Annotated in this window: 17 protein-coding genes; 7 read left to right on the forward strand and 10 right to left on the reverse strand. The window is 62.7% G+C overall.

Annotated elements, in window-relative coordinates; all coding sequences use genetic code 11:
• The 3 genes from IV498_RS07015 to IV498_RS07025 all read left to right on the forward strand — a co-directional run.
• A partial coding sequence (locus IV498_RS07015) for a hypothetical protein (protein ID WP_269045849.1) occupies positions 1 to 400 on the forward strand: 400 nt, incomplete at its 5' end.
• 208 nt (positions 401 to 608) lie between these two features.
• Positions 609 to 1,925, forward strand: coding sequence for a Na+/H+ antiporter NhaA (nhaA, locus tag IV498_RS07020; protein ID WP_269045850.1), 1,317 nt, complete (start codon positions 609 to 611; stop codon positions 1,923 to 1,925).
• A 216-nt stretch (positions 1,926 to 2,141) separates the two neighbouring features.
• Complete coding sequence (locus tag IV498_RS07025) at positions 2,142 to 3,881, forward strand: sensor histidine kinase (protein WP_269045851.1); 1,740 nt, start codon at positions 2,142 to 2,144, stop codon at positions 3,879 to 3,881.
• Positions 3,882 to 3,962: 81 nt separating this feature from the next.
• Here IV498_RS07025 and IV498_RS07030 read toward each other — a convergent pair whose 3' ends face one another.
• A complete protein-coding gene (locus tag IV498_RS07030; RefSeq protein WP_269045852.1) occupies positions 3,963 to 4,934 on the reverse strand; it encodes a response regulator transcription factor in 972 nt (323 codons plus the stop codon).
• 231 nt (positions 4,935 to 5,165) lie between these two features.
• Between IV498_RS07030 and IV498_RS07035 the strand changes: the two genes are divergently transcribed.
• From IV498_RS07035 to IV498_RS07045, 3 genes are all read left to right on the forward strand, one after another.
• Entirely contained in the window at positions 5,166 to 6,944 is a 1,779-nt protein-coding gene (locus IV498_RS07035) for a sensor histidine kinase (RefSeq protein WP_330059259.1), read from the forward strand.
• Positions 6,941 to 7,432, forward strand: a complete 492-nt coding sequence (locus tag IV498_RS07040) for a VanZ family protein (RefSeq protein WP_269045853.1) — start codon at positions 6,941 to 6,943, stop codon at positions 7,430 to 7,432. The genes IV498_RS07035 and IV498_RS07040 overlap by 4 nt, the downstream gene beginning before the upstream one ends.
• A gap of 68 nt (positions 7,433 to 7,500) precedes the next feature.
• Entirely contained in the window at positions 7,501 to 8,088 is a 588-nt protein-coding gene (locus IV498_RS07045) for a YdcF family protein (protein ID WP_269045854.1), read from the forward strand.
• Here the strand turns inward: IV498_RS07045 and IV498_RS07050 are convergent.
• Entirely contained in the window at positions 8,030 to 9,340 is a 1,311-nt protein-coding gene (locus tag IV498_RS07050) for a glycosyltransferase family 4 protein (RefSeq protein ID WP_269045855.1), read from the reverse strand. The two genes, IV498_RS07045 and IV498_RS07050, sit on opposite strands and share 59 nt — an antisense overlap.
• Before the next feature lie 4 nt (positions 9,341 to 9,344).
• Positions 9,345 to 9,674 (reverse strand): hypothetical protein, encoded by a 330-nt coding sequence (locus IV498_RS07055; RefSeq protein WP_269045856.1) that lies wholly within the window; start codon positions 9,672 to 9,674, stop codon positions 9,345 to 9,347.
• A gap of 91 nt (positions 9,675 to 9,765) precedes the next feature.
• On the opposite strand from IV498_RS07055, the gene IV498_RS07060 reads away from it, so the two are divergent.
• Positions 9,766 to 9,987, forward strand: coding sequence for a hypothetical protein (locus IV498_RS07060; RefSeq protein ID WP_269045857.1), 222 nt, complete (start codon positions 9,766 to 9,768; stop codon positions 9,985 to 9,987).
• A 404-nt stretch (positions 9,988 to 10,391) separates the two neighbouring features.
• Here IV498_RS07060 and IV498_RS07065 read toward each other — a convergent pair whose 3' ends face one another.
• From IV498_RS07065 to IV498_RS07095, 7 genes are all read right to left on the reverse strand, one after another.
• The gene (locus tag IV498_RS07065; protein ID WP_269045858.1) at positions 10,392 to 11,447 is read right to left on the reverse strand and encodes an LCP family protein; all 1,056 of its coding nucleotides are present in this window, start codon (positions 11,445 to 11,447) and stop codon (positions 10,392 to 10,394) included.
• Positions 11,448 to 11,557: 110 nt separating this feature from the next.
• The gene (gene sufU, locus IV498_RS07070) at positions 11,558 to 12,028 is read right to left on the reverse strand and encodes a Fe-S cluster assembly sulfur transfer protein SufU (RefSeq protein WP_269045859.1); all 471 of its coding nucleotides are present in this window, start codon (positions 12,026 to 12,028) and stop codon (positions 11,558 to 11,560) included.
• Entirely contained in the window at positions 12,025 to 13,323 is a 1,299-nt protein-coding gene (locus IV498_RS07075; protein WP_269045860.1) for a cysteine desulfurase, read from the reverse strand. The genes sufU and IV498_RS07075 overlap by 4 nt, the downstream gene beginning before the upstream one ends.
• A 177-nt stretch (positions 13,324 to 13,500) precedes the next feature.
• Positions 13,501 to 19,041, reverse strand: coding sequence for a PKD domain-containing protein (locus IV498_RS07080; protein WP_269045861.1), 5,541 nt, complete (start codon positions 19,039 to 19,041; stop codon positions 13,501 to 13,503).
• Between the two features lie 456 nt (positions 19,042 to 19,497).
• Positions 19,498 to 20,313 carry a sulfotransferase family protein gene (locus IV498_RS07085; RefSeq protein ID WP_330059270.1) on the reverse strand — a complete coding sequence of 272 codons (816 nt, stop codon included), beginning with the start codon at positions 20,311 to 20,313 and terminating at the stop codon, positions 19,498 to 19,500.
• A gap of 67 nt (positions 20,314 to 20,380) precedes the next feature.
• A complete protein-coding gene (locus tag IV498_RS07090) occupies positions 20,381 to 21,475 on the reverse strand; it encodes a hypothetical protein (RefSeq protein WP_269045862.1) in 1,095 nt (364 codons plus the stop codon).
• Positions 21,476 to 21,705: 230 nt separating this feature from the next.
• Positions 21,706 to 23,244, reverse strand: a complete 1,539-nt coding sequence (locus tag IV498_RS07095) for a carbohydrate binding domain-containing protein (protein ID WP_269045863.1) — start codon at positions 23,242 to 23,244, stop codon at positions 21,706 to 21,708.
• Between the last annotated feature and the right edge of the window lie 80 nt (positions 23,245 to 23,324).

The raw sequence follows: 23,324 nt of genomic DNA on the forward strand, positions 1-23,324 counted from the left end.
GGCCGCCATGACCGGGCTGGACCGCAAAGCGGTCAGCGATGACGCGGTCAGCGTGGACGAGGGCGCTGCCATCGCCGGAGTACCGGCCAGGGCAAGAGCACCCATGGCCACCATAGGAGCAATCAACAACCGTGATTTCCTGGACATCATCATCCTTCGTATCAATGTTGGCACCCCGAAGCCGGGACGCTCATCACTTATTCGTCGTGAACCGGACCACGGACGGGCAGTACACGCAAAAGATTCCTGTGAAGTTGCCCCCACCGCAGGCCTGTTGCTCCGGACGCACCTGCGTCACAGCCGGTCCGGCACTTGGCCCCGGCACAAAATCGTCTCCGAGGTCCGAACAGTTGACCGCTACCACCGGGAATGTCGGGCAGAAGTAGCTCGCCGCCGGTAGCAATGAGAACCTGCTGGAAAGGGACCACATCCCCGGCAACCCCTACCGAACCGAAGCCAGAAATCGCGCGCCTCAGTGTGGGTCTGCGGGAGGACCTCCGGTAGAATGGTGCACGGTGCGCCGGGAAGTCTGGTCGGCAGTTGCTCTGCTGCACCCTTTCCGTCCCGGACCTGGTCCGGGACGGCATACCGAATATCGAGGACCATTCATGGCCACACCTCCCCCCGCGGCTCAGGCCGTCGCCCGAATCTTCAAGCGCTCCAGCTATCCCGAGCATCTGCGCATCACGGCTATCCTGCGCAAGGAAACCGTTGGCGGCGCGCTGTTGCTGGCCGCCACCATGGCCGCCCTCATTTGGGCCAATTCCGCCGCCTCGCAAAGTTATTTCTCCCTTCGGGATCTTTCCGTTGGCGTGGACTTCCTGGGTCTGGACCTGAGTCTCGGCCACTGGGCTGCCGATGGCCTGCTGGCCATCTTTTTCTTCGTCGCCGGTCTGGAGCTGAAGCGCGAATTCATCGCCGGTGACCTGCGCACGCTCAATCGTGCCATCGTCCCGGTGGCCGCTGCCGCAGGTGGAGTGGCCGTTCCGGCAGTTCTCTATTCGCTGCTCAACACCGGAGCCGGCGCGGAAGCGCTGCACGGCTGGGCCATCCCGACCGCCACCGACATCGCCTTCGCGCTGGCTGTGCTGGCCGTAATCAGTACCCACCTCCCCGCCGCGCTGCGCACCTTCCTGCTCACTCTGGCCGTGGTCGATGACCTGATCGCCATCGCCATCATTGCCATTTTCTACCCGGGAGAGCTGCACCTCCAGCTGCTCGCACTGGCCCTGCTCCCGCTGGCGCTGTTCACATTCCTGGTCCAAAAACGTATCCGCAGCTGGTATCTGCTGCTGCCCGTTGCCTTCACGGTATGGGCTTTGGTCCATGCCTCGGGCATCCACGCCACGGTGGCAGGAGTGCTGCTGGGTTTCGCGGTGCCGGTGATCCGTTCCCGGCGCGGTGGCGGTCCGGAGGCCGGTCCCGGCCTGGCAGAGCATTTCGAGCATCGGTTCCGGCCGCTTTCCGCCGGCATCGCCGTGCCTGCGTTCGCTTTCTTCTCAGCCGGCGTTGCCATCGGTGGGACCGAGGGCTTCGTCTCAGCGATGCGGGACAGCGTAGCCGTGGGCATCGTCGTCGCACTGGTGGCCGGCAAAGCGATCGGCGTCTTTGGCGCCACCGTGCTGGTCACCAAGACCACCAAGGCCAAGCTCGACGACGGCCTGGCCTGGGTCGACGTCGCCGGCCTGGCGCTTATGTCCGGCGTGGGGTTCACGGTCTCGCTGCTGATCAGCGAACTGAGCTTCGGGACGGACTCCCCGCACGACGATCATGCCAAGGTCGCCATCCTTACCGGGTCACTGATCTCCGCCCTGCTGGCCGCCGTCGTGCTGCGGATCCGTAACCGGCACTACCGCCGGATCGAGGAACTTGAGGCCCTCGATGCCGACGGCGATGGCATCCCCGACGTCTTCGAAAATGCTTGACAGCCAGCATTCCACCTCCCTCTCAGCTCCGTCCCTCTGGGGTTAACCGCCGAATCCCACTGACCTGGAGCGGAGACGGGGCCGGGAAGAGAGGCGGGTGAACTAGGCTGGGCAGGTCGGGTTGCGCCGGGTCGCCAGCGGCATCGAATACCCGTGCAAAGAGCCGATCACGCATGCGCCAACACGACGACGACGACGACGAAAAAGGCTGCCGGAATGACATCGACAGACGGGCCCCCGCCGGAGCACCCCTCCGTTTCCAAGCTGCTGCTGGGCAGCGAGGGCCACACGTCCGCCCTGCTGCCCCAAGTTCCGCTGCTGACCACCATGGTAGTGATTGGAGCCGCCTACGCTCCGTTCCATCCTGAACTGTTGGTCAATCCGCTCTTCCTGGCCGGTTACGTGGTGCTGGCGCTGTCCATAGTGTCCGCACTGCTTATCCCTTGGCATCTGCTGGGGGCCAAGGCCGTGCTGCTGCTGCCCATGATGGGCTTTTTGGCTGTCGGGCTGTCCCGCGCAGGGTCGCAATCCGTGCTTGACGTCATGGGTCTGCTCGCTGTCTTCCCCGCTATCCGCCTGGCCTCTGCGGACAAGTACCGCGGTGCGGTAATCGGCGCGCTCGCCACGGCAGCAATGATTGGCATTCCGCTGCTGTTCATTTCCGGGTCTCTGACCTCCCAGCAGCTGGCACGTTTGACCATCTTCCCGGTGGTGGTCCTAGCCGTTGGGCTGACGGTCAGCGTTGTCACCGCACGACTGGAGCGCCAGACCCAAGCTGTGCTCGCCACCACCGGTCGGCTTGAAAGGGCACTTTCGGACAGCCGCGAGCAGCGCCAACTGCTGCGTTCCATTCTGGACGCGGTGGACGTGGGCGTGATCGCCTTGGATCCGGACGGCAACGCAATCCTGGCCAACAATGACAGCCTCTCCTCGGAGGCGCATGCGGCGGAGGAGGCACTGCGGCGCGGCGCTCCAAGGGCTGAATGGGCCGCCATCGGGGAGGCTCAAAAGATTATGTTCGAGACGGACCGTAAAACCCCTGTCCCGGCAGACCGGCGGCCGGTGGCCCGTGCCATTCGGGGAGAGATCTACAGCAACTACCTGTTTTGGGTTGAAGAGCAGGGGCGTAGGCGCGCCTACTACGCCACGTCACGGCCCATCCTAAGCAACGATGCGGGATCTGCCGGTGTGGTGGTGGCCTTCAGCAATGTGACCCAGCTGTTGGATGCTTTAACGGCGCAGAACGCCTTCGTCGCCTCTGTCTCGCACGAGCTGCGCACGCCGCTGACCTCCATCCTCGGTTATGCGGACCTGCTCCGGGAACGCTTGGACGAGGCCGGCATAACCTTCACCCCGGAGCTGGATGTGATTGAGCGCAATGCACAGCGGCTGCGTTCCATTGTGCAGGATCTGCTGACCGCCGCCGAGTCCACCATGAGCATCAGTCCGGTCCGGATGGATTTAGCCGCCGCGGTGCACAACGCGGTCGATTCCATCGCACCGGTGGCCCGGCACGCCGGCATCCGCATCGAGAATCGGGTTCGGCAACCCCTTGCGGCGATGGTGGACCCGCACCGAATTGGCCAGGTGTTGGACAACCTGCTCTCCAACGCCGTGAAGTACAGCCCCTCGGGCACAGCCGTCTCGGTCTGCCTGCAGCAGGACCCGGACACGGGCGACGCCGTTTTGGAGATTGCCGATCAGGGCACCGGAATCTCCGCCGCGGATGCGGAGCTGGTCTTCAGCCAGTTCTACCGCAGCGCCAGCGCCCGTAACTCCGCAGTACCCGGAGCCGGACTTGGGCTGAGCATTGCAAAATCGATCGTGGACCGGCATGGCGGTTCCATCCGCCTGATCGGCAATCCGGAAAACGGCACGACGGCGGTGCTGCGGCTGCCAGCAGGAACGCCGCAGCCGGACGATCATCAAGCGGCGGCCGGGACTCCCGCGTCGTAAGGGGATGGCCGCTTGTTGGTCGGAGCGGACCTCGTGCTGCCACTCCGACCGCGGGGCTTGGTCAGGAACGCCGGAAGCGGCTCACGGAGCTAAGCGGTAGCCGACCCCACGGACTGTCTTGACCCATCGCGGATCACGGGAATCATCACCGAGTTTGCGGCGCAGGTTACCCATGTGAACCTCAATAGTCCGCTCGTCCGCCTCACTGATATAGCCGCCGGTGTCGTACGGCTCGGCCCGCAGCCTCCGGACCAGATCGGCCTTGGAACGGACAGTCTTGCCGCTTTCCATCAGGGCGTGCAGCAGGTCAAACTCTGTGCGCGTCAGCTCCAGCTCGGATCCGTCCACCAGCGCCGTCCTTGCGGGGCCATTAACCAGCAGGCCGTTATGCATCAGGCTGCCGAGGCCGTGATCGTGGACCTTCTGGACCGCGGCGGTTCCGGAACCGGCCAGGCTGGCCTGGCCTGGGCCGGAAACCAGCGCGGATGGACTGTTCTCCGAAGACGCCCACGCCGCTGCCATGGCGGCGTCGTCTGCTGCCGGCAAAGCAACTGCTGGCAAAGCAACTGCCGGGGCTGCCACGAATTCCCTGGTGTCGGCCGCAGTGGTGGAGGCGACGAGCGCATCCGCTGTTGCCGTCGTCGTCGTCGTAACCGAGTGGAGATCTTCGGCAACCGAACCTAGACGGGGGCGGCGAAGCATCGCCGCTACGCGGGCACGCAACTCACGGGGACGAAAGGGTTTGGTCAGGTAGTCGTCCGCGCCGGATTCGAGCCCCATCAAGGTGTCCAGCTCTTCGGCGCGGGCGGTGAGCATAATGATGTAGCTGTCACTGAACAACCGGATCTGGCGGGCAACTTCAAAGCCATCGATATCCGGCAGGCCGAGGTCCAACGTGACTACGCTTGGATGATATTGCCGAACAGCTTCGACGCCCGCGGCGCCGCGGCCGACCGCATGGACCTCGAAGCCCGACTGGACCAGGACCACCTCGATCAGGTCACGAATATCGCGATCATCTTCGATAATGACAGCAATCCGAGTACTGTCCATTCCGTACCCCCATAGTTAACTGCAGACCAGGTCACTGTTAACCTGGGAGACCCGCCGTTGCAGTATACAGCGCGGCCTATACTTGTAGTAGACGTTAGCTGCGACACACCCGTGCCGCAGCAAGACTTCGCTGTCCAGCCACACCGCCGGGCTTCAACACCGCTGGACCTGCACCACCGCCGGACCTGCACCGCGTCCACGAGACTGCTATAGCTCGAAAGGTTTTGCCTCATGCCCGCAATGCCCGCCGAGGGTTCCGGCATGATCGCCGCCGGCACAGCTCCTTTGATCAATAAATTCTTTTACCAGCGCAGCCTGCGGATCCGTGTCCTGCTGACGCAGCTCCCGCTGACCGTCTCGGTGCTGCTGGTATTGGCGGTGGCGATTTTCTTCCACCCCGAGACGATGGCCAATCCGCTGTTCCAGCTTGGCCTGTTGATGCATGCCCTGCTGTTGGCGGCCTGCGTGCTGGTGCCCTGGGAACGGATTCCTTATCCCAGCTTCCTGGTGATCCCCTACCTTGACTTCGTGGCAGTGGGCTTCTCCCGCCAGGGCAGCATCGAAACCATCACCGGGTTGGGGATGCTGGCGGTTTTCCCGGTCTTCTGGCTCGCTGCTTCGGGACTCGCGCGCAGGACGGCCATTGTGGTCAGTTTCGTGGCTATGCTGATGATTGTCTGGGTCCCCGTGGTGGCCGAGGCGGGTCCCATTTCGGGCCAGGCCCTTGCCCGGCCCATGCTGCTGCCGCTGATAACGCTGGCGATTGCGATCACCGTCAGTGTGATGACGACCAGCATGGCGGCCCAGCGGCATATTCTGCTCGCCAAGGATGCCCAGTTCCGGGCTGCCCTGGCCGCGAGCCGGGCACGTGAGCAATTGCTGGATGCGATTGTCGAGACCATCACAGTTGGACTGGTGGCCGTGGATGCGGACGGCCACGACATTATGCTGAACCGGAAACAGAAGAAGTTCCACCAGCTGGCAGCTCCGGCGGGAAATCCAGACCCCTCCGAGCAGGAGCTGCTGATCTTTGCCCCGGACCAGAAGACGGCGCTGCCGCTGGCCGAACGCCCGGTGCAGCGGGCGGTCGGCGGTGACAGCTTCACCGATATGCTGATCTGGATTGGTCAGGGAGCCGGGAGCCGGGCGCTGTCCGCAACCGCCCGGCCCATCGGGGATGACGCTGGCCGCCCAGCCGGTTCCGTCGTCGCCTTTTACGATGTGACCGAACTGGTGAACGCGCTGGCGGCCAAGGACGATTTTGTCTCCAACATATCGCACGAATTCCGCACGCCGCTGACCTCCATCCTCGGCTACATCGGCCTCGCTCTCGAGGACGCCCAGACCCTGCCACCCGCCGTCGTCCAGTACCTCAAAGTCGCCGAGCGCAACGCGGACCGGCTGCTTGATCTGGTCTCGGATCTGCTCTCGGTCGCAACCCACGCCCTGGACATCAAACCCCGGCACGCGGATATGGCTGAGCTAATTGAGTTATGCCTGGACTCCGCAGCTCCGCGCGCCACGGACAACCGAGTGACGCTGATCAATGAGTGCCATGGGCCGCTGATGGCAATTTTCGATGTGGGCCGAATTGGTCAGGTGCTCGACAACCTGATTTCCAACGCCATCAAGTATTCGCCCGACGGCGGTTCAGTGGCGGTGCGCGCCTGGGTTCAGGAGGGCCAGCTGCTCTGCGAGGTGCAGGACAATGGCATCGGTATGGACGAGGCGGAGACCGCGGAAGCGTTCACCAAGTTCTTCAGGGCCGGAGCCGTACGGCGAAGTGCCATCCCAGGGGTTGGACTCGGCCTCCTGATCACCAAGACCATCCTCGAGAGCCACGGCGGGACCATCGAACTGCACAGTGAGCTTGGCGTGGGAACCAGGGTGAGGTTCACACTCCCCATGGGCGGCACGGAGCTGCCCGCCCAGACGGTCGATGGCGGCGAGGTGGGCAACCTGACCCTCAGCGGTGCTGGCGCGCTCATCAGTTCGCCCAACGCGCTGTGAAGAAAAATCGGTGGATCCTGGCGCTGCTGGCGCTCTATTTGCTGGTTCTGGCCCTGATCGCTTTCTGGCCCACCCCGGTTGACCGCCCGATTGATGTCCAGCTCAACATCGTCCTAACCTATCTGCAAACCCATGATGCTCCGACGTGGATCAACTACGCTTTTGTTGAATCGGCCGCAAACGTGGTTCTCTTCGTTCCCTTCGGCCTGTTGATGGCTGCCGCGGTGCCACTTCGACGCTGGTGGCTGGCAATTCTCGTGGGCGTCGGTGCCTCCGTCTGTATTGAGCTGGGACAGCTTCTGTTTCTCAGCGAGCGGTACGCCACTGTCAAGGACGTCGAAGTGAACACCTTGGGGGCCGTTCTCGGCACGCTGGTCGTGCTGGTGTTCCGCGGCTGGCGTGGCCACCGGAGCAGAGTGGGAAGCGCAGGGGGCAAGCGGATCGGCATCCGGCACGCTAAAGGGCGGCGGTCCAAGGTGCCGGACTAATGATGGGTACGGGTATGGTTCGTCTGTCTGGTTTCTGACGCCCCTGAAAATGGAGGAGAATGGACAGCGTGCCAACTTCCCCCCTATTCGCCAGGAAATTGGCGCTCCGGGGAGCCGCCGCCGCTCTGGCCGTGTTTCTGCTCTGGCTGTTTATCGCTTTCCGGCTCTTCTACGACGTGCCGCTGCCGAGCCCGGAGAGAACCGATGCCGTCATTATGCTGGGGGGCGACAGTGACGAGCGCCTTCCCATAGCCGAGAAAGTTCAGGAAAGCTTGAACATTCCCGTCCTGGTACTTTCCAACACGCATACGCCGGGCAACCTTTCGGCCGACCAGCTCTGCGGGCGGTCTGCAGGCGCCGCTGCATCCGGCGGAGCAGGTGTGCTCTGTTTCCATCCCTCGGATCTGGATACCCGCGGCGAAGCGGCAAGCATCGGCAGACTGGTTGCCTCCAAAGGCTGGAAGTCGATTACGGTGGTCACCTCCCGCTACCACGTCACCCGGGCCGCGGTCCTGATTCGGCAATGCACGCACGCCAAGGTACAGATGGTGGCGAGCCAGCCCGACTTTGGCCCGATCGAGTGGTTGCGCCGGTTCGTTATCGAAACCGGCGGGCTGATTGATGCCGAACTGCGGCCCGGCTGCGCTTCCTCCTGAGTTCGCCGTCGGGCAGCAGGGACGAAATCAGATCCATATAGCGGCCGGACAACTGCGCGTAGTCCGCGTGCTCCTTGACCCATTGGCGGCCGCTGTCGCTGCTGATCAGCCGGCCGCGGTTGACAGCGAGATCCCGCCATAAAGCGGCAACAGCCTCGGGGGTGCATTGGACCACGTCGCCTGCTTCGGCATCCACGATGATCCGCTCGGCCTCGCCGCGGACCACCGCCGTTACATGCCTGCCGATCGCCATCACCTCGTAGGTCTTGGACGGAACGGTGGTCTCGAAGGACTTCCAGTCATCGCGCAACGACACAATGCAGGTGTCGGCGGCGGCATAGCGTTCCAGGACGGCCGCGCCATGAAGGGACGGGTAGAACGTCACGGGCGCGTTGAGCTTGCGGGCCAAGTTCATCAGTTCCGGACGCTTGGTGCCGTGACCCACCATGTGCAGCTGCATCCCCTTCCCGACCAGGGCGCTGGCCTTAATCACCACATCAAGGCGCTGGCTCTCGCCGTGGTTGCCCAGATACAGCGCCTGAAACGTCGCCGGCTCAAGCGTTGGTGCTTCCAGGAAGGGTATGGTCTCCACGTCCAGACCGTTGCTGACCGTATGCACGTTGACAACGCCGCGCTGGCGCAAGGTCTGGGCGAATCCCTCCGTGACCGTAACCACCATATCCGCGCGGCGCTGGATAAACTCCACCACCCGCTCCACCACGCTCTTGACGCTGCCCTGCACCAGCCGGGCATCGCGGGCCAGGTCCGGCCAGGCGTCGCGCATCTCCACGATCAACGGCACCCGGCGCAGCGTGGACAGGATGTATCCCGCCACCAGGATCGGCAGGGACGGGGCGGTGACAACGATGACATCAGGTCTGCGCCACATCATTCCCGCAGGGACGGACATGGCGGCCGAATAGACCTGATCCAGCAGGCGGGCCAGATGTGAGTGGCCACTGTGCCGCAAATACGGAACGCGCTTAATACGCTCCCCGAAAGGTCCTTCCTGGCCACGGAAGGGCGTGCCAGCGAGTTTGCGTGGCAGGTCCCGCCGGCCGATCGGGAAATGCGCAACGGGAACCACCACGTCAATCCCCCAGCCGGATTGGCGGAACTCCCGGATAAGGCTGCTCCAGCGGCGCTGCGGCGGGCTGTGCTCGGGCCAGTACGAATGGGCCAGCAGCAGGATGCGCGGCGGCGCTGCGGTACCGGAGCTGTGGTGACCCTGCCGAAAATGCCGGCTAGCCACGCTGCTACTTACCACTGGTGCCGGGCCCGTGCTTGCCTTTGGCCCGCAGCACCTTGAAGTAGAAATAGCCCAACGCCAGCAGAACCGTGACGGTGAGTCCCTGCATGAGCGGCGAACTTCCTGCCGCCGAGGCCAGGGTCATGTTGGCTTTCTTGGCTGCGGCCGTTGGAGACTTGGCACTTTTCGTTGCCTTGGCCTGAGCGGTACGGCTCGGCTTGGCTGACGCCGTCGGCTGGGCAGTTTGAGAGGCCGACGGCGACGACGTTGCGGATTCGGCGGTGGCGCTGGTCTCAGGCGTCGGCAGAGCCGGTTCCTCAGACGGCGAAACTTCCACCGGCGGAGCAACTTCGTCAGTAGGGACAGCTTCAACGGGAGGTACGACCACTGGAGCAGGATTAACTGGAGGCTGAACCACCGGAGGCGGCGTGTACGGCGGCGAGGGCTCAGCCGCCGTAGACGTACCAGTCCCGGGCGAAGTACCCGTCGCCGTCGACGTATCAGTCGCCGTATCAGTCGCCGTATCAGTCGCCGTATCAGTCGCCGTCGACGTATCAGTCGCCGTCGACGTATCAGTCGCCGTATCAGTCGCCGTCGACGTATCAGTCGCCGTCGACGTATCAGTCGCCGTATCAGTCGCCGTCGACTGATACGTCGTCACGGGGCTCTCCGCAACGCCGGGATCCAGGAAACCGTTATCGAGGGCCATCGCCGGGGAGACAGCAAAGAGTGCAGAAAGCGAGACCACCGTAATGCTCCCGGCCACCGCGCAGGCGCGCACTACTCGGTTCAAGCGTATTTTCCCCATGCCAACCCCTCAAATATCTAGTACCCCTATCCCGGGGCTTCCGCGGCCCAAAGGCTGCGGCTGTTGGACTCTTAGACGACGACGTCCAACCACAAACAAGATGGCCACCCGAAATTTGCATAGCACAGCGCGACGCGGATTCCGCGCGGAACACGGTACAGTGAAGGAAAAATTCCGGGTCTGCCGCCTAATCCTACAGCATGTGCGAAAACACCCGGCTCGAGGGTCGGCTGTCTGCTTTACCGGCTACTTCACCAGGTTGGACACCTGCAGGAATGACCCCAGCTGATCCGTTTTGAGGGCCTTCGAGATCCCGCTGATGGCTTCATCATCCTTTATCACGATGGATTGGCCGTCCGCGGATGTTCCAGTCCCCTTTGTCGGCAACGTAAACGACTCGACATTCGACGGTCTGATATTGCGCAGTTCGAGGGCCAAGGACCCCATTGCAGCGGCGTCCAAGGACTTGTCCACACTGATAAAGGGAGAGACGGTGTTGACAACGTCGCTGATTTTCAGCGGATTGGCCAGCACCGAAGGCGTCAAAACCTTCGAAATGACCGATTTCAGGAAGAGTTGCTGGTCCTTCACCCGGGTGTAGTCGCCGTCCGCGAAGGCATGCCGTTCACGCACAAATGCCAGGGCCTCATCGCCATTGAGGGTTTGAACCCCCTTGGAGTAGCTGAATTTCCCCGTTGTAAAGGCCTGTGGGGAGTTCACCGGCACACCTCCGACGGCATCCGTGATGGCTTTGAAGCCCTCGAAGTCCACCACCGCGACATGGTCTATCCGGGTGCCGAACATTCCCTCCAAAGTCTGGACCGTCAACGGAATCCCGCCGAAGGCCATCGCCGCATTGATTTTGGCCTGACCATGGCCCGGGATATCCACCCAAGTGTCACGCATGATCGACATGATGTAAACGTTTTTACGGTCGGCCGGAACGTGCACCAGCATCATTGTGTCCGAGCGCTGGTTTGAGGCACTGCCACCCGAGGCCATATCCACCGAGTCGCCGCGGCTGTCGCTGCCCAGCAAGAGAATGTTCTGTGCCGTGGCCGCAGCGCCCGTGGTGGCCTTGGCGGGACGCAGAACTTCCGACGGGAAGGCCTGCGCTATCTTCTGCGACTTGGAGTCGAATGAGTGTGCGAGATTAAAGACAAAGATGCCGGCGACGGCCGCGATCACCACGAAGATGGCAACTAAGGCCAGCAGCACGTTTCGGCCGGTATGACGCTTTTTACGCGGATGCCGCTCGTTTTCCTCGGGCAACCCGTCCAGCAAATCGAGACCGTGGTCCACTCGCAACTCCCCTAATTTGGTTAACTTCTTATTCTCTTCTCTCATTGACAGTGAAATCGGCCGGACACGCCATTCCTGTTGCCTCATGTCAATACCTCCGGGAGGGTGATTCACGCCGGAGTTACGGCTTGATACAGCGCATCTTCGGCGGCCACCCACGAGAGCATCGCGCATTTTACCCGCGCCGGATATTTGGACACCCCGGACAGTGCCGCGGCATCGCCGAGAACTTCCTCGTCCGCTTCGATTTTTCCGCGCGAGCGCATCACCTCGCGGAAGCTTTCAATCACCGCCTGAAGTTCCTTTGGTCCCAGGCCGGGGGCAAGTTCGCTCAGCACCGAGGCGGAGGCCATCGAAATGGCGCAGCCGTCGCCGTTCCAGTGCACAGCGGCCACAGCTCCATCCTGGACTTCCACCCGAAGGGTGATTTCATCCCCGCAGACCGGGTTCAGCTGATGGGACTGACCGACACCAGCGGCAAGGGGAGCGGCTGCGGTCTGACTCTCCGGCAGATCCCCGCCATACCGGAGTTTGGCGTGGTCCAGGATGATCTGTTGGTACAACGCATCCAGCGCGCTCATCCGTGTGCCCCGTCTTCATCTCTCGCGACACCGAAATAGCCGCGGACCTCCGAAACTGCGGCCAGAAAAGCATCCACTTCATCGGTGGTGTTATACAGGTAGGTGCTGGCCCGGGTGGAGGCGGTCAGCCCCAGCCGACGGTGCAGCGGCTGAGCACAATGGTGACCGACGCGGACGGCGATTCCCCGGCTGTCCAGGAACTGGCCGACGTCGTGCGCGTGCACCCCGGCGACGTCGAAAGCTGCGAGTCCGGTCCGTGGCCGGCCGGCGGCCGGTCCCAGGACCCGGATTCCCTCGATGCCGCCCAGACCCGAAACCAGGCGCTGGCCCAGTTCCGCTTCCCAGCCAGCGATCCGATCCATCCCGGTCTCTTCCAGATAGCGCACCGCCGCCGCGAAGGCCACGGCTTGGGAAATGGGCTGCGTTCCCGCTTCGAAGCGCTGCGGCGCGGGCAGATATTGAGCCTCCTCCATGGTGACGGTGGTGATCATGGATCCTCCCGTCAGGAATGGCGGCATCGCGTCCAGCAGTTCACGGCGGCCGTACAGGGCCCCGATCCCGGTGGGTCCCAGCATTTTGTGCCCGGAGAAAACGGCAAAGTCCACGCCGAGCGCCTTCAGATCCAGCGGCAGGTGTGGCGCAGACTGACAGGCGTCCAGCACGACCAGTGCTCCCACTTCGCGTGCCATCGCCACCAAGGTGGCCACCGGGTTGAGAATGCCCAAAACGTTGGAGGCATGTGTGAAGGCCAGCACTCTGGTCCGGGCGGTGATCAGCCGCTGGGCCTCTTCCAGCCGAAGGGCGCCATCGTCGTCGATCGGAATGTAGCGCAGTGTGGCGCCGGTGCGACGGCACAGTTCCTGCCAAGGAATCAGATTGGCGTGGTGCTCCATCTCGGTCACCAGCACCTCGTCCCCGGCCGACAGGGCGAAGCGGGCTCCCGAACCCGGTCCGCCGCCCGCGGACGCGTCAGCGTTGGAGAAGGAGTAGGCAAGCAGGTTCAGTCCGGCCGTGGCGTTTGCGGTCCAGACCAATTCCTCAGCCCGGACGCCGACGAAGTCCGCAACTGCCGAACGGGCATCCTCAAAGGCATCCGTTGCCTCGACCGCCAGTTGGTGCGCACCGCGGTGCACCGCTGCGTTGCGCTGCTCGTAAAATTCCTGTTCCGCTTCCAACACACTGCTGGGACTCTGCGAAGTGGCGCCGGAATCCAGATACACCAGCGGCACGCCGGTCACCTGCTGGGCCAAGATCGGAAAATCATTGCGGATCCGCAGGACTTCAGCGTTGTTCAAGGCAGGTTCCACCTGCCCTGGCGAGCTCGCGTGTGCAGCCGTTGCCAACTTAAATCTCCCTTGATGCGGACCTTGATGCGGCCGATGGGCCGGTCCTTTACGATTTTATCCGCAAAGTCCCGGCCCACCCAACCCAGCCTCTGACGGGATGTTACGGTCCGGCCTTAAGATCCAGGCTTACGATCCGGGGCGCAGGATGATGGACCAGGTAGCGGTTTTCGCCGACGCGGCCAGGGCCGTAGCCGTAAGCTGACCGGCAGAGCCGACCGCCAACGGGCCACTGTCACCCAGCACCGCCGTGATCCGGCCACTACCAACACCGGTGGTCGTTGACCTCACCGCCACGTCCTTATCCACCGTCCAGCCATCATCAACATTGCCCTTATCCGCCCAGTACGAGACCAACGTGCTGCCCGCCGTCGTAACTGGCAACTGCGGCGTCTTATGCGCGGTCCCCAACGTGGTGTCAATAGCGGAGGCATGGGCAGCAATCCAGTTCGGTCCGGTCACACCCTTATACGCCACCAACTGCAGCGACGTCTTCGCAATCAGGCCCAGCGGCACCACCACCTGCTTCCCCGCATCCCCGGCCTGCGCCACCTTCGACCACAGGAACGTCCGAAGCGAAGCACCATCCTGGGACTCCACCAACTCCCAACCACTCACACCCGAGGGCGTGCCCACCGTCGCCGACGTCGTATTCACCGTCGCCATCAACAACAACCCATCACCGGCCTGGACCTCAGCGGGAACCTTGAGATCAGGCGATGAACTATTCACATTCGTCTGCGCCCCAGCCCGGAACGTGACCGCCGCAGCCGCCGGCGGCGCCGACACCGTCACCGGAGCCGACACCGTACCCTTCGCACCCCCGTTATCGGTCACCGTCAACGTCACCGTGTAATCCCCCGCCACCGCATAAGCATGCGAGGGAGCAACACCAGTGGCCGTCCCACCATCACCAAACGTCCACGCATACGCAGCCACCGTGCCATCCGGATCCGCCGACGCCGACCCATCCACCGCAACACTGAGCCCCGACACCGCCGAAGAGAACGACGCCACCGGCACCTGGTTCGCCGGCGGATCAGTGACCTTCACCTGCACCGTCACCGTCCCCGTCGCACCCCGGTCATCCGTCACCGTCAACGTCACCGGATACGTCCCCGCCACCGCATAAGCATGTGAGGGAGCAACACCAGTGGCCGTCCCACCATCACCAAACCTCCACGCATACGCATCCACCGTGCCATCCGAATCCGTCGAGGCCGACGCGTCAACCACCACACCCAAATTCGTCACCACCGGCGTGAAAGCCGCCACCGGCGCCTTATTGACCACCGGCGCAACCACACTCACCGTCCGGGACAACACCGCCGTCGCCGCCTGATCATCAGTGACCGTCAACGTCAGGACATAATCCCCGCCAGCGGTATAACTATGCGAGGCCTGCGCCCCCGTCCCCGAAGACCCATCACCAAAGGACCACGCATACCCAATCACCGAACCATCCGAATCCGAGGACCCCGACCCATCAACCCGCACACCCAAACCATCCACCACCGACGTAAACGACGCCACCGGCGGCACATTAACCCCCGGAGCCGTCACTGTTACCTGCTGGTCCAGGCTGGCTGTCGCTCCCTTGTCGTCCGTTACGGTCAAGGTCACGGTGTAGTCGCCGGCCGCCGTATAGCTGTGCTGGGCAGTCGCGCCGGTGGCGGTTCCGCCATCGCCGAATGCCCAGGCGTAGGAAGCAACCGATCCGTCAGCGTCCGACGAAGAGGTTCCATCCACGTTGACGCTGAGATTGTCCACGGCCGAGGTAAAGGCCGCCACCGGAGGCGTATTGACTGGCGCCGCCGCGGAACCCAGCTGGTAGTGCTGGGCAACTGTGTCCCCAGTGAGTGCGTAGCCGTAAACCGCAGCCTCATCAATGGTGCCCGCGATGTACGCACTGGTGGTGCCGCCCCACGTCGTGTCGGCACCAACCCGCCAGTAGCCTGTGTAGCTTTCACCAGTCGTATCCGCGCGCTGGCCCACCAGCACACCGTCCACGTAGAGTCGCATCCCGGCGGAACCCTGGGTAGCGACGACATGATGCCAGGCACCGTTGTTGTAGGCCTGAGGCGAGGCGACCATTGCCGTGTAGCCGGGGTAGGTGCCGAAAACCAAGGTGCCATCACTCTTCATGTACACCATCCGATCGTGCTGCCCGGACAGTCCGGCTGCCTCATGGCCGAAGCCGATCAGCGTTCCCCCCGTCTGACTGGTGGTTTTGAACCACAGTTCCGTGCTGAACGCCCCGGGAGAGGGAAAGCTGGAGTTGCTCGAAACGAAACCGCTGACTCCATCGAAGGTTGCGGCCGTATCCGGCGTCGCCTGAACCGCTCCCTGAACGCCCAAGGTGCTGGTACCGCGGTAATTGCCGGAGTTTCCAAGCCCGCTCGCATCTGCCGCCACCGGTCCGGCAGTTTCACCGAGGCGCCAGAAGATGTCCGGGGAATCGGCAAAGATCCGCTTCCCGTATGCGTCCGTGGGCGCCTGGCCCGAGGCCTGAACTCCAGCTCGAACCACCTGTGTGGTGGAGGCGGACAATCCTCGGCTGTTGATAACGGTCAACCGGACGGAGTACGTCCCCTTGACAGCGTAGGTGTGCGAGGCGGTCGCACCGGTTGCGGTGGTGCCGTCACCGAACTGCCAGCTGTAAGAAGTGATGGTTCCGTCTGCCCCGCTGGAGGCGGTTCCATCCACCGCCAGATCGAGGTTGTTCACCGTGGGGGTGAACTTTGCTGTTGGAATTTGGCTGGCGGCCGGGACGGCCGTACCGAGCTCGTAGTGGTGCGCCACCGCCGCCGCACTGAGGGCGTAACCGTAAACAGCCGCCTCGTCGAGGACACCGTTGAAGTAGCTGCTGCTGGCACCGGACCAGGAAGAGTCCCCACCCACACGCCAGTAGCCGGAGTAGTTTTGTGCACCCGGCTCCGGGTTCTCGCCGGAAAGGGTGCCGTCAACATACAGCCGCATTCCTGCAGGACCTTGGGTCGCCACCATCTGGTGCCATTTGCCGTCGTTATAGGCCTTGGTCGTGTTGACTGTAGCCTCGTGCCCGGGATAGGCACCGAAGGTCAGCGTGCCGTCATTCTTCATGTAGACCTTGCGGTCGTGGTTACTGGAAAGACCGGTTTGAGCACTGCCAAAGGAGATTAGGCCACCGCCGGTCTGCGTGCTGGTTTTGAACCAGATTTCGGTGCTGTAAGGACCGGGGTTAATGAATGTTGACTGACTGGACACGAGGCCATTGGAACCGCCGAAGGCGGTGGCTGTGTTCGGGATGGCAGGCAGAACACCCTCTTGGCCGCGGGTCAGGCCACCGCTGTAGTTCCCCGGTATTCCGGAGGGACCCGAATCTGCCGCCACGGTGCCCGTGCTTTCGCCGAGACGCCAGAACAGATCCGGTTGGGCATTGAACACCTCCGCGCCGTAGGCGTCGGCAGGAACCGTCGGCCCGGCGGTGATGCTTGCCGCGGCGATCCGCACCACGTGTGAGGAGACCGCCGTCGCGTTGGCGCTGTTCCGGACTGTCAGAGTCACCGTGTAAGTGCCAAAGTTGGCATAACTGTGGGTTGTTGTGCTGCCCGTGCCCGATGTTGAATCGCCAAAGTCCCAGGAGTAGGAGCTGATTGACCCGGTCGCTGTGGTCGAGCTGCTGCCGTCGACGGAAAGTACCTTGTCGGCGTTCTTGGTGGTGAATGCGGCGGCCAGACTTGGCGCCGGTACCGGCGCCGGTTTCGTTGCGGCGAACACGAAGGCGTCGCGGCCCTGCCAGTTAATCCCATCCACCGATGGTCCGGAGACCACCACGTTGGAGCCCTCTGCCGGCATCGCCGTCGTCGGGTTCCAGTCCCACCTGGTCAGGGCCCCCGATTTGTCGCCGACGTAAAGTTTGGTGCCATCCAGCAGCAGGGAACGGGCGTTACGCCAGTTCAAGCCGGCAATATTACCCGTCGCCACGAACCGCTCAGCGCCAACAATATTGATCTGAGTGCCGAAATACCGGTAGAAGAGGCGGCTGTCATTGTCCAGGGTGTAGTAGATCCGCGATGTTGCAGGGTCATAGACCAACCCCGTCATGTGCGGAAGTTCAGCAGGAAAATCTGTAAGCCCTCGTTGGTCGATCACCGAAGGCGCACCCAGCGTGGTGCCATCGAAGGTCTGCACCACGAACGTTCCGTCCGCCTGCGCGCTGTACAGATTGCCATCTACCATGAACAGCCCCCGGGTGGTTCCCCAGTCCTGGGAGGTGCTGACATCTGCCGACGCCGTGACAGCGCTGCCATTGAACGCGCGCTTGATCAGCGAGGTGGCGGGCAGGGCCGTGCCACTGTCATCCAGTGCTGATCCGGCCAGAAAGACGTCTGACGGCAGCGCCCCGGAGTAGTCTTTGGGCAGCGGTGTTCCGCCCTTGATCGGCATGAACGCAAGCCGGCCGTGGTATTGGTAGCCGGAGATCCTGTCCGTATCGCTGCCAATCCAGAGCCCGGCGTCTGTGGCCCAAAAACCGTAAACGCCATAGCCGCGGGTCCGGCCCGGATCCCAGGCAAGGGGCAGTCCATTGCGTGGATCGACGGCAGCCAGACCCATCCGGGCAATCGCACCCGGTCCGATGGCGTCCCCGACAAAGGGGTTGTTGAGCCGGCGCTGATGACCGCCGACGTAGATCGCGGTGTCAGTCACAGCGACGCGGGTGATCGTGTCACCACCGGTGTAATCCACCCAAGTTGGCTGCTGATTGTCTCCGGTGGGTCCGATCTCCCAGCGGGAAATGGCATCACACATAGAACCGGCACGATAGGCGCCGGTGGTGCCAATCACAAAATACTTCCCATCGCGGGAGATGGACACATCCCGCATGTAGCTGTCAAAGATCGGGTTGCAGACCGGGGAGAACCGGTCGGTGGACCAGTTGGCCAGCGACACCGGAGAGGTGGTCAGGTCCATCATGAAGATTTGCGGCCGGATCTGATCGTTGATGGTGTTAAAGTTTCCGATGCCGACCAGCCGGGATCCGTCCGGGGTGATGTCCACTCGCATCAGATTAAGCGTCCCCTCCTCACCGGAGTTGGCTGTGCCGCCACCTGTCCTGGCGCCGCTGGCTGTGAGCTGCACGCCGGGGATCAAGGCACCGGTGCTCGGATTGACCGCCGCCAACAGCGGCTGCGGCTGACCATTGACATTCAGGAAGCGGCCAGTTAGGTACAGCCGGTTGCCGCGGAGCATTACTTGGTTAATGCGGCCGTCGAACGCCGGCGGGGAAAACGAGGGGTCAATCGCTCCGGTGAGCACATTGAGCTTCGCAATGCCTCGGGCGGTGACACCGTTAACGCTGGAAAAGGAGCCGACGATCCATACTGTGCTGCCGTCGCCGGTGGCCAGGACATCCATGATCTCGCCATTGACCACCGGGTTGAGTGCCGTGATGTCCCCGGCGGGGTTGGTGAAGGCGAAGATGTTCTGCCGGGCGATGGTCGTCGTATCCGCCTGCGTGCGCACGCTGGTGAAGTTGCCAACGGCGATCATGAGGTTACCCACCTGAGCAAACCCGGAGACATACCCATCCAGGACGTGAGGCGTCCACCGCACGGGGTTGTCGCTGACCACCACATTCTGTTGTCCGGGTTGGACGGCATTCGCCGTCGACTGTCCAAAAGGTGCCACCAAGAACGTCGAACAAAGTGCAAGTGTAACCAGGGACCATAGCCAGCGGACGCCACTGATCCGGAACGCCGGCCGACGGCCGAACTGGTGGACACTTGCCTTCAAAAGAGACCGACGCACGATTCCCTACTTTCCGTCGCCACCCCCGGCATAATCAAGCCCGCTTGGCGCAGGTCAGCAGGAATGGGGTGTGGCAGCCCTGGCGTTGATGAATACCAGAAGTATGCGTGCCTGAGGAAACGATGAAAACAAGTAGTCTAAGGCACCAACTACGCAGTAGGAGCGGGCGAAAGAAGTACCCACCCCCCCGTGGCTGGGCAGCGAAACATGGCCGCTTGCGGATGCGTGAAAAAGCGGCTGCGTTGGCGCATCCGCGGACTGAATTCAGGCGTTATGTTGCGCAGAGTTGATTGTCGGGGCTGGCGCTAGGGACGCGTTGGTTGTGCAGGGCTGGCGCTAGCGACGCCAGGAAAGAGGAATACTGGCCGCTTCAGCCAACTGCTGGTCGTAGGGTTCAAAGTAGGACATAAGCCGTTCGCGAAGCTGCGGTTCCATCGGCTCACGGGGTTGCGCGTTCCAGGCCATGACCTTCTCCGGTTGCCAGCGGGGCAGGCCGAGCCAGCGTTGAATCTCTTCGAATTCCTCATGAGGCCGGGCAAAAAACCTGTCGGCATCCACCAGATACAGCCGGTCCTTGCCGACCGCCTCGTGGATTTTTGACACCTGCTCCCAATACCGGCTGCGGCCCAGATACGCATGATGCCGGTGGGCAAAACTCTGGTAAGCGGGATCAGCCTGCATCTTTTCAACCTCACCGTGCAGGCGTTCCGGTTCCAGTTCCAAGGCACGCTCAAAGGATTCCGTTTCAAATCCCCGGTTGTACTCATGCCGGTGGGCCGAATAGGCCCGGTCCACGGGGTCACGAAGCATCATCAGCAGCTTGACTCCCGGCAGGTCCTCCGCCAGGCGCGGTACGGCCAAGGGATGGTGAGAATAATAGCCGCTGCTTTCAAACGTGATCCGGCTGTCCGGAGCCGATCCGCCTGCAGTCAACGCCTTTAACGGAAAGTGGCCACGATACCAGCGCAGACCGCGATGATAGTTGAGGTCGAAGTAACCCACACCTTTTGATGCCGTGGGCCGGATTACCGAAGGGTGCTCCGAGAGCATTCGGTACAGTGTGGTGGTACCGCTGCGCTGAGCACCGATAATGATCAGGGACGGCAGCATGCGGAGCCCCGAAGTAGCCGTTCCCGTTGCCTCCACAGCCATGCGTGCCGCCTTCAACGCCCCAGGGGAAAGATTTTCCCCTGCCCATTGCGTTACCCCGCGAAGAGCCTTAGACAAGGAGTGTCCTTTCCCATTGAGACGTCACCCGGTCAAAGGCATGCAGCATCAGCTTGCTCTTAGCCACGATGCTTTCTCCGCCCGGTCCCTGTGCTCCGAGCAGATAGCGCAGGGTGATCGACGCCAGATAAGCGGCGACGACGACGGCGTCGCCGTCGTTCCTGTCCGCCAGCGCCGGCGCACCTAACGTCAGTCCGGCCAGAATTGTCTCCAGGTTGGTCCCCGCGGTGCGGACATGCCGGTTCAAAGCGTAGTGGACGCCGTCCATACCGGCCGGCACTCCCTGTTCAAAGCGCTCCCAGTCCCACAGTTGCAGCTTGCCCTTGCGCTGAGCCATGTTCCAGGGACTGAAGTCTCCGTGCCAAGCTCCCACCGGCAGGACCCGCTCCGAAAACTGGGACTCCACCCGGTCCAGACAATTTCGGTAAGCCGCACAGGCTTGAGTGTCCAGCAAATAAGCGTGATCCGTCCGCAATCGGCTCCACATAGGGGTTTGCGGCAACGGCACGGGCTGCTGCTCGAATGCTGCTCCCAGTTCTTCCAAAGCACGCTGGCGCATTCGCCCCAGACCAATTCCGCGGGCCCCAGGACCGGTGTCCAACGCGGACATGACCAGCACGGTCATTCCCTCCCACGCGCCCAAATGGATCAGCGACGGAGGCTCGAATTGGGAGAAACCCCGGGAGCCGAGCACCTTGAGGGATTCCGCTTCCCGCAGCACGTGGGTGCTTGCCGTAGGCGAATCCCCCACCTTCACGAATGCGAGACTGCGGCCTTTCCGGTCGAAGACCTGCAGAACCGGTTTACGATTGGCCCGTGCCGGCCCCACACTCAAACTGACGCTCACTGGCTCAGAAAATACTGCTTCCAAGTGGGACACCAGGGAAGCTCCGGCGCCAGCGGCCAGCTGCACCCGGTCCGGCAGTAATGCCTGCGCGGCGCCGACCTGCAGCCCCACGGACAATGCCAGCCGCTGCACCGTCTCGCGCAAGGAGATGGCGGCACTGTAACGGCGCATCGAGGCTGCGGCCGCCCGCGGATTCCCGGCGGGAATCAAGATACGAGGCGCGGCCGCATTCGGCACCACCAGAAATTCGGCGGATGGTCCTTTTGCTTGCCGAACCCTCCGACGGTGCCCTGTCAGGACTGCCGGTGCCGAATGCGGCCAAAGTTCTCCCACCGTGGCGAGCAAGGGTTGCATAGCCGTCTCTGCCTGGTCCATGCATCCCCCGCTCTGGCCGCAGCTGCGCGGCCGATGATTTGTCCTCAGTATAAAGTCCCGCCGCGCCTGCTTCCGGAGTGTTACTTCCCGGCGTGCTACTTTCCGTTTTTGGCAATCTTCAAGATGTCCCTGAACTGGTTCAATTTCTCGTCGCCAGTGATGGGCCACGAGGCGCCGTTGGAGTTCAGCGAGGTATTGAAGTAGGTGAACGCCACACCTCCAAATCTCTCCATATCCGCGTAGGAGCGCACCAACCACGATGGATCAAGATGCGCTGCCGCGTCCGTGTAGCCCGTTTCTGCGACTCCCCAGGACGTGTGGTGCTTGCTGGCAAAGGCACGCATCTGCGGATAGAAGGCGGTGGCGAAGTTATCCATGTTGTTGTTGGTCTTGCCGTTCTTGACGGTGCCATACCAGTTGTACGGATCGATCCCCACAAGGTCAACCAGTCCATCTCCTGGCCACATATTATCCATCGAATACTGCGGGGCGCCATGGAATTCATGCCAGCCGGTCAAAATCATAGTGAACGCAACATTATTGCTGTTGTTGTGCACGATCGGGGCAAGCCGCCGCTGCATCTGCACCCAATCTGCGGTGTTGCCATCACCTTCGGGTTCGTGGTGGAACGCAACCCAGACCGGACCGTTGAGCTGTGCGAGCTTTTGGGTCAGATCCAAGGCCCAAGCGTCCCCCTTGCCGGCGGCCATCTCGGACCAGCTGTAGGGCAATTTGAAACTGATCCAGGGAAGTCGTCCCTGGGCAATATCCGCTTTCGCGGTGGCGACGGCCTTATCGACGTTTTTACCGCCCCAGTAGGTGCGGCGAATCTGCAACGTTCCGCCTATGCTTCGTTCAAAGGCCGCCGGATCCGAATTGCCACCGACGGCGGCGCCCACCAGGACGCCACAGGAGGGGATGCCGATCTGCGACGTGGTACAACTGCCTGGCGCGGGGCTGCCGACGACGGGCGGAGCCGGATGGTCGCCACTGCGAACCGCCGGCACCTCTTTCATCGACACATCGTCGACCAACAAACCGCCCGTACTGGGGGCATCCCAGCCCAGGACATTAAGGTCCAGTTTCGCGCCGGTGGTGGACGTAGTCATGTCCAGGGTCACGTGCTGCCACGTCTGTGTGTCGGCGGCGAACGTAGTGGCATGAGTCAGGACGCCGGAGCTCGACGATTCCCGCACACGCAGCTGACCGGAAAGGGCCGTGCCAGCGGCTTTGACCCAAGCGCTGACGGCATAGGTGACGTTAGGGGTGGTCCGCAGGACAGTATTTTCGACGTCATTGAGAACCACGCCTCCGGGGGCCGACGTCAGCAGTTCCACGGCCATTCCTTCATGACCATCAGGGACGGAACGCAGCTCCTGCACCGCCCTGTCGTTGGTCCGCCATCCTGCGGTTCCGTTCTCAAAGCCGCCATTGGCTGCGAGCTCGGGGCCGAAAGGTGCAGGTTCAGCCGCAAAAGCGGCGGTCCCCAGGTTGCCGGCGACACTGATCAGAGCCAAGGCCAGGATCGTAGCTACGCCATTGCGCCGGAACGCAACCCTTCGTGGTTTGGGGGTCGGGCGTACCTCGACCGTCGGAGTTGGAGAGGTTTGGTGGATTGCAAATATCTCAGACATAGTTCCTTTGGACCAGATCGGTCCGGGATAATGACGAACTGTGAGACCCGCTGTCGTCGCAACTAACATGCTCGGGCTCT

This window comes from Paenarthrobacter sp. Z7-10 (assembly GCF_026932795.1).
Lineage (GTDB): Bacteria > Actinomycetota > Actinomycetes > Actinomycetales > Micrococcaceae > Arthrobacter_M.